This is a genomic window from Candidatus Venteria ishoeyi, assembly GCF_030378065.1.
Lineage (GTDB): Bacteria > Pseudomonadota > Gammaproteobacteria > Beggiatoales > Beggiatoaceae > Venteria > Venteria ishoeyi.
Genome location: NZ_JAUCGJ010000087.1, coordinates 1 through 6,064 on the forward strand (window position 1 = coordinate 1; position 6,064 = coordinate 6,064).

Below are 6,064 nucleotides of genomic sequence, written 5' to 3' on the forward strand. Positions count from 1 at the left end.
GAATAGGCGGGTGGCCCAATACCTTGTTTATGTTAAACTTGAAATCCTAAAATTCAGATTAATAGAGCATTTATTCAGATTATCCTATGTATACTCAATGTCCCCAATGTCAGAGCATTTACCGCATTCATTCTGAGCAACTCAGTCAGGCAGAAGGCAGAGTGTGTTGTCAGGCCTGTAAGCGTATATTTAATGCCTTGCATCAACGCCTGGAAGCACTGCCGCAAACCTTAAGCAAGGCCTCTGGTGAAGCAGTAGCAGAAGATGATGTGCATGAGATTGAATTACTCAAGGAACTGGAAGACGAATTAGATGTGGCAAGCGTTACCGTGCAAAGCACAGGCCGCCGTTCCTTGTTTACCTGGAGTCTGCTGGCCTTGTTGTTATCGGCAACGCTGGTATTACAATATCTCTGGTTCACCCGTCCCGATGTGATTTTACAGGAACCCCATATCCGCCCCTGGCTGGACAAAGGCTGTCTATTACTTGATTGTAAGCTGCCGCCTACCCGTGATGTGCAGGCTTTTCACATCAGCAAAAATTATATGAACCAGCATCCTGATAAGGATAATGCGGTGTTATTGCATTTTATTTTTGAAAATACAGCAATTTTCAAACAAGCCTATCCCAGTTTGGAACTGCGTTTTGAGGATGAAAACAAACAACTTATCGGCATCCGTCGCTTATCACCCACGCAATATCTGGATACTGCCCAAGCCAGTAAACCACTATGGCCGGGTGAACCGGTTCATGTCAATCTGGAACTGAAAAACCTGGTACCTAACATGCACACTTTTGGTTACTCCGTGCGCTTTATGTAAAGCTGATTTCATGCTGATTGAAATAAAAACCCACTGTTTAACGTGAATGATTGAATATGAAAACCATTTCTTTTTTTAGCCTGCTATTGGTCGCCATGCTGTTACAAAGCTGGCAAGCCCCTCAAGAAGCAGCATAGGTTTTCTTTGCTTTGAAGCTGCAAGTGCTTGTTTATCTAACGGTCTTTTTGCTTGCGGCTTGTCAGCCTGCATCAGAACCTGTAACAGCTAAAACTCAGAAAAAAAAGCCGGAATCAAGCCATGCCGTTTATGTCACTCAAGTAAAACCGCTGCTGAAAAGTGAACAACGTATTTATAGCGGACGTTTGCAGGCGCGTCATATACGCCGCATATTCAGCCTTGAGGCCGGGGAAATTATTTATCTGGACGTGTTTGAAGGTGATAGCGTTGCCAAGGGGCAATTACTGATAGAACTGGATAGCCGCCGTTTACAGGCCGAACTTGATAAACTGACTGCCAAGCTACAGCAGGCCAAACGCGATACCCGCAAACTACGTGATCTTGCCAACAAAAAACTGATTGCCACCGATAAACTGCAACAGGCGCAAACCCAACAACGCATCGCCGCTGCCGAGCATCGTCTGTTACAAATCCGCTTGCAGGACAGTCAGCGCCATGCCCCATTTGCAGGGCTTGTCAGTCAACGCCTGGTGGAACCGGGGGATGTGGTAAAAGCCAACCAACATTTGCTGAGCTTAATTGCTCCTAAATCCTTGCGCATTGTACTGGCCTTGCCAGAATTGGTGCTAAGTCAGATAGCATTGGGTGATGCCGCCGAGGTGCAATTTAATACCCGTACTATCAGGGCAGAAACCCTGCAAGGAAAAATCCAGCGCATTCATCCGACACTGAATCAAGATAATCAGCGGGGTACGGTTGAAATTATACTTGATAAGCTGCCACAAAATGCCCGTAGTGGGCAATCCTGTGAGGTGCGTTTATTAAATCAGCAACAACTGGCAATCAGTATTCCCCAGACCGCCTTGCGCCGGGATGAGCAGAGCGAATATGTATTTGTACTTCAGACCGACCAAAGTGTCTCCCGGCAAAATGTCAGCAGTGGCTGGCAGGGTTTGCAACAGGTTGAAATCCGGGAGGGACTGAAAGCGGGGCAGCAGGTGGTATATCAGGGTTTACCGGGGCTGGAGGAAGGCAAAAAGGTGACGGTTGTGCAGCCCTGAAAGTTGTTTTCTTGTTCCCGTGTTACTACCGGAAAATGCGATAAAACCATTGACAGTATTCACCACAGAACTAAACAACTACCCGCTAAAAGACGGGTGGGTTAGAGCGTTTGGCGGCTGAAAGCCGAGATACAGGGCGGACAAGCCCTGTTGTTTAGCCCCAACGGGGCGTATTAATATAGCCAGGGGCAACGCCCCTGGAATTGTATCCGTGTCATTCTCTACCCTGGGGCGTTGCCCCAGGCTGTATTAAAATACCCCTTTGGGGTGTTAGCGTTAAAACCCATATTTTAAGTTTTACCGTTAAATATTAGAGATAAATCTGTTCGCCTGAAAGGCGAAGGTTTTAACCTTGTGCATGGAAAATAAAACCAGATGCTTCGGGATATACACCATTCCCGAAGCATAAAACCTTATTGCTTAACCGCTATCGCCACACTGATCATGCCAACCACATCCCCCGCATCCATGCCATCTTTTTCATAACCCAGCATATCTAATTCACCTTTGGGTTTGCCGTGGCAAGCAAGACAAGGTGTCATTAGTTTGACTGGTTCAAAATAACGGTATACCGCCTGCTTGCCCATTTTAGTATATTCGCCTGTTGCCTCTGCGGTGTTTCCAGCCTTAACAAAAGCACTTAAGACTTTTTTCTCCGTGGCATCCGGGACATTGCTGGGATGGCGATAATTAACGCTGGGTTGTTTGGTCACAACGCCGGTTTTAGCATTAAAAAATAAACCGGTTTCCCGCGCCCATTTTGCGGGTAAAAAGTGTTTATACTTAACACCCTGGGTATTAATCCGATCTTGATTAATATCCATGCTCAATTTACCCGCCCAGATTAATTTTTTTAACAGTGCTTCTTGTTCCGGGCTGATACCAATCAATTGTGCTTCTAAAGCGGCTTGCCATTGCTCGGCAAATACGTCACCAGTAAAACCTTTATCGCCAAGTTTTGGATCACCAATTTTAGACATTTGCGCAAAAATCACCAAGCGACCGAGGGCTAAAGCATCGGAAATGATTTTAGCCGTTGCAGGCGCAGCATCACGTGTAACTTTTTCCATGAATAAATATTCTGGCTGGCCACCTTTGGCGGGAATGCCAATGGCTTCTTCCGCCACTGTGGATAAGGGGCTGAAGAGCAGCATGGAAGTGATGAGTAATTTTTTCATAATTGTTATCCTTTGGATTGTTATGCCGCTGTTTATTTTCCCCACCTTCTGTACGGCACTCAGAAGATGGGGTATTGTAAAATAAAATGTGCGCTTGATGCTTTTACTAGAGCAGTGGTAAATGCATGGTAAAAGTCGTACCCTGCCCAACCTGACTTTCGACATTGAGATCACCACCCAGCATTTCACAAAAACTGCGGGTAATCGTCAAACCCAGGCCAGTGCCGCCATACTCCCGTGTGGTTGATGCATCAGCCTGAGCAAAGGCATCAAATACCCGACTGAGTTGTTCCGGCGTCATGCCAATGCCACAATCAACCACCTGAAACACCAGATAGGTTATTTCCTGATCCTGCTGGTTGTGTTTTACAACATCGCCAACCTTTAAATAGATGGTACTTTTGTGAGTGAATTTTGCCGCGTTACTGAGCAGATTACATAAATTCTGACGTAATTTAGTCACATCAGTGCGTATTTGTAATATTTCGGTATTTTTTTCCAGATGTAGCAGGTTGGTATTTTTTTGTGCCAGCGGGGTGGTGATTGACATCACATCTTGCAGTACATTATCCAATGTCACTGTTTCCAGGTGCAAAGTGGCTTTGCCCGCTTCAATTTTTGATAGATCCAGCACATCGTTAATGATGCTTAATAAGTGCCTGCCTGCATTAATAATGTGTGAAATTTCAGTGCTAAAATTTGCCCCTTCAGTTTCTTCAGCTTCTTCTTCCAATAATTCACTGTAACCGATAATGGCATTCATCGGTGTGCGCAGTTCATGGCTCATATTAGCCAAAAACTGACTTTTCACCCGATTTGCCTGACGCGCTTCGGTAATAGCATTTTCCAGCTCCAGGTTATTTTGCGTCAGTTCAATATAACTTTGATGCAGTTCCTGCTGGTATTGTTGCAGGGAAAGTCGCAGGGTTTCCAGTTCTTTTAATGGCAGTGTAGGCAATTTTACATGTTCATTTTTCTCATATTTTTGCTGGCGCAGTCGGTTGACATAAAACACCAGTCGGTGCAGAGGCCGGCCAAATAAGAACCAACCCAACACGTAATACAGCAGGGATAATAAGAATAATAGTGTGCCAATATTCCAAAGACCTGAAATCATGACTTGTTCCAAATCCTGAGTGTCTTTGAATTGGCTGCGGTGATAACGTAAATTTTTTATTAAAGCAGTGATTGTCAGGGTTTGGGTGGTATCCATTGGCAGGCGGATGCTGGCGGGTTCTATGATGCGAAAACGAATTTGATTGCGCAGTGCGGGCAGCAGTTTTATTTGATAAGCAACAAAACCACTGATTTGTTGCTTGTCAGCATTTCCAGGTGAGCCACCCAATTTGAAAATTGCCGCACTATATACTAATACGGGATCGTTTTGATCTTTTACAATCTGAATGATTGGTTCCAGTTTGGGTAGTGATTCCAGTTGCAAGGGTAGTCTATTTTCATGATTTTTACTGCGCCCTAATTGTTTACCCTGGGCATCGTATAATTCCAGTGCCATAATTTGCCGGGGTAGGTGAATATCCTGCAAACGGCTTTGTTGCCAGTAATCGTAATAGGTGGGCGTTTGTAATTGTTGATGCGTTTCACCCCAATTGGCAATGCGTTGATGCAGGATTTTCATGGAGTCCAGCAACATGTTGACTGAACGCTGGAGTTCCCAATAGGCTGCTTCCTCATCACGTTGCTGCGCTGCTGATTTCACTGCATCTATTTGATACAGCATAAATCCGGCAAGGATTGCAAACAATAACCCGGAAACTAATAAAAAAATTGTGGCATAAACCCTAAAAGAAAGAGGCGTATGGAATTTAGAAAGCAACATAAGCATGACTTAAGCAATTATTGAAATCTTAGTTAATACACCAGGTTTTCCAGAATAGTTTCGACTTCATTATGTAAATCAAATTCCTGAGCACCATTAAAAAAATGATTGGCATCTATAATTGTTTGTACTGAAATCTCTGTATTGGCTAATTTCTGAATCCATTCGGGATGAATACGCTTATCCTGACTCCCCATTAATAGAAAAACCGGAATGTTTAACTGGCTAAATTGCGCGGCAGTGTAAGCTGCACTCCACTGCATATAGGATAACCAGGATTTTCCCAGCGCAACATAACGGCTGCAAAAACTTAATTGATAAGGCATGGGAGATTCATTTTCCATTTTACCTGATTGGGCAGCCTGGGTTTTTAGTTTTAATAAGGTGGGCTTATCCATATTTTGCCCAAGATAAACCAGACTCAGTAAAATCAATCCTTTAACTTCAGGTCTGGACTTTTCTGAATGGGCTGCGAGCAGTTGCAGGCTTCCCAGGCTGTGACCTAACCAAATAATATTTTGATATTTTTTTTGTGTTATCAGCCAATCCGTCCACTGCTGGATTTCGCTATTGGCCTCAGGTATTGAATGGGTATGAATCGCTTCACAACTTAAACTGCTGTTACGCCGGTCTATACCTAAGCTTAATGTTGGTAGTAATACGGGATAACCGGAATCATTTAAGGTGGTAGCCAGATTTTCAACAGTGGGAAACTCGCGGGTTTGTAAAAAACCATGTAATAACAAAACCAGAGGCTTATCCGCTTCCCCTTCCAGGTAGCTGGCGGTTGCCGTCAGGCCTGATTGTAATTTAAGTTCAATAACTTTGGCAGCGCTATGCGTGCTATAAAATACAAGCAGTGTTATCAGTATGGAACGAAAAAAAACAATCAATTTCATCAGACTTACCTTGTATAAGCTGTGGGGAACGCACATTTATATTGCATTGTATATGTTCATGTGCTTAGGAGCGAGAACTTTATAACTTCAGAAAATTCAAATTTTATTCAAAATTCATTTAATATAAGTT

The 6,064-nt window shown here is 43.8% G+C and carries 5 protein-coding genes; 2 read left to right on the forward strand and 3 right to left on the reverse strand.

Translation table 11 applies throughout. The features are described from left to right. Nucleotides 1–86: 86 nt before the first annotated feature. A complete protein-coding gene (locus tag QUF61_RS17785; RefSeq protein WP_103919935.1) occupies nucleotides 87–821 on the forward strand; it encodes a zinc-ribbon and DUF3426 domain-containing protein in 735 nt (244 codons plus the stop codon). A gap of 161 nt (nucleotides 822–982) precedes the next feature. Then, complete coding sequence (locus QUF61_RS17790; protein ID WP_289682901.1) at nucleotides 983–2,020, forward strand: efflux RND transporter periplasmic adaptor subunit; 1,038 nt, start codon at nucleotides 983–985, stop codon at nucleotides 2,018–2,020. Between the two features lie 413 nt (nucleotides 2,021–2,433). Here the strand turns inward: QUF61_RS17790 and QUF61_RS17795 are convergent, their stop codons facing one another. The 3 genes from QUF61_RS17795 to QUF61_RS17805 all read right to left on the reverse strand — a co-directional run bounded on the left by QUF61_RS17795 (nucleotide 2,434) and on the right by QUF61_RS17805 (nucleotide 5,934). Further along, entirely contained in the window at nucleotides 2,434–3,198 is a 765-nt protein-coding gene (locus QUF61_RS17795; RefSeq protein WP_177428409.1) for a Tll0287-like domain-containing protein, read from the reverse strand. Nucleotides 3,199–3,304: 106 nt separating this feature from the next. Continuing rightward, nucleotides 3,305–4,936 (reverse strand): sensor histidine kinase, encoded by a 1,632-nt coding sequence (locus QUF61_RS17800; protein WP_289682902.1) that lies wholly within the window; start codon nucleotides 4,934–4,936, stop codon nucleotides 3,305–3,307. Nucleotides 4,937–5,067: 131 nt separating this feature from the next. Then, nucleotides 5,068–5,934, reverse strand: a complete 867-nt coding sequence (locus QUF61_RS17805) for an alpha/beta hydrolase (protein ID WP_177428407.1) — start codon at nucleotides 5,932–5,934, stop codon at nucleotides 5,068–5,070. Nucleotides 5,935–6,064 lie beyond the last annotated feature (130 nt).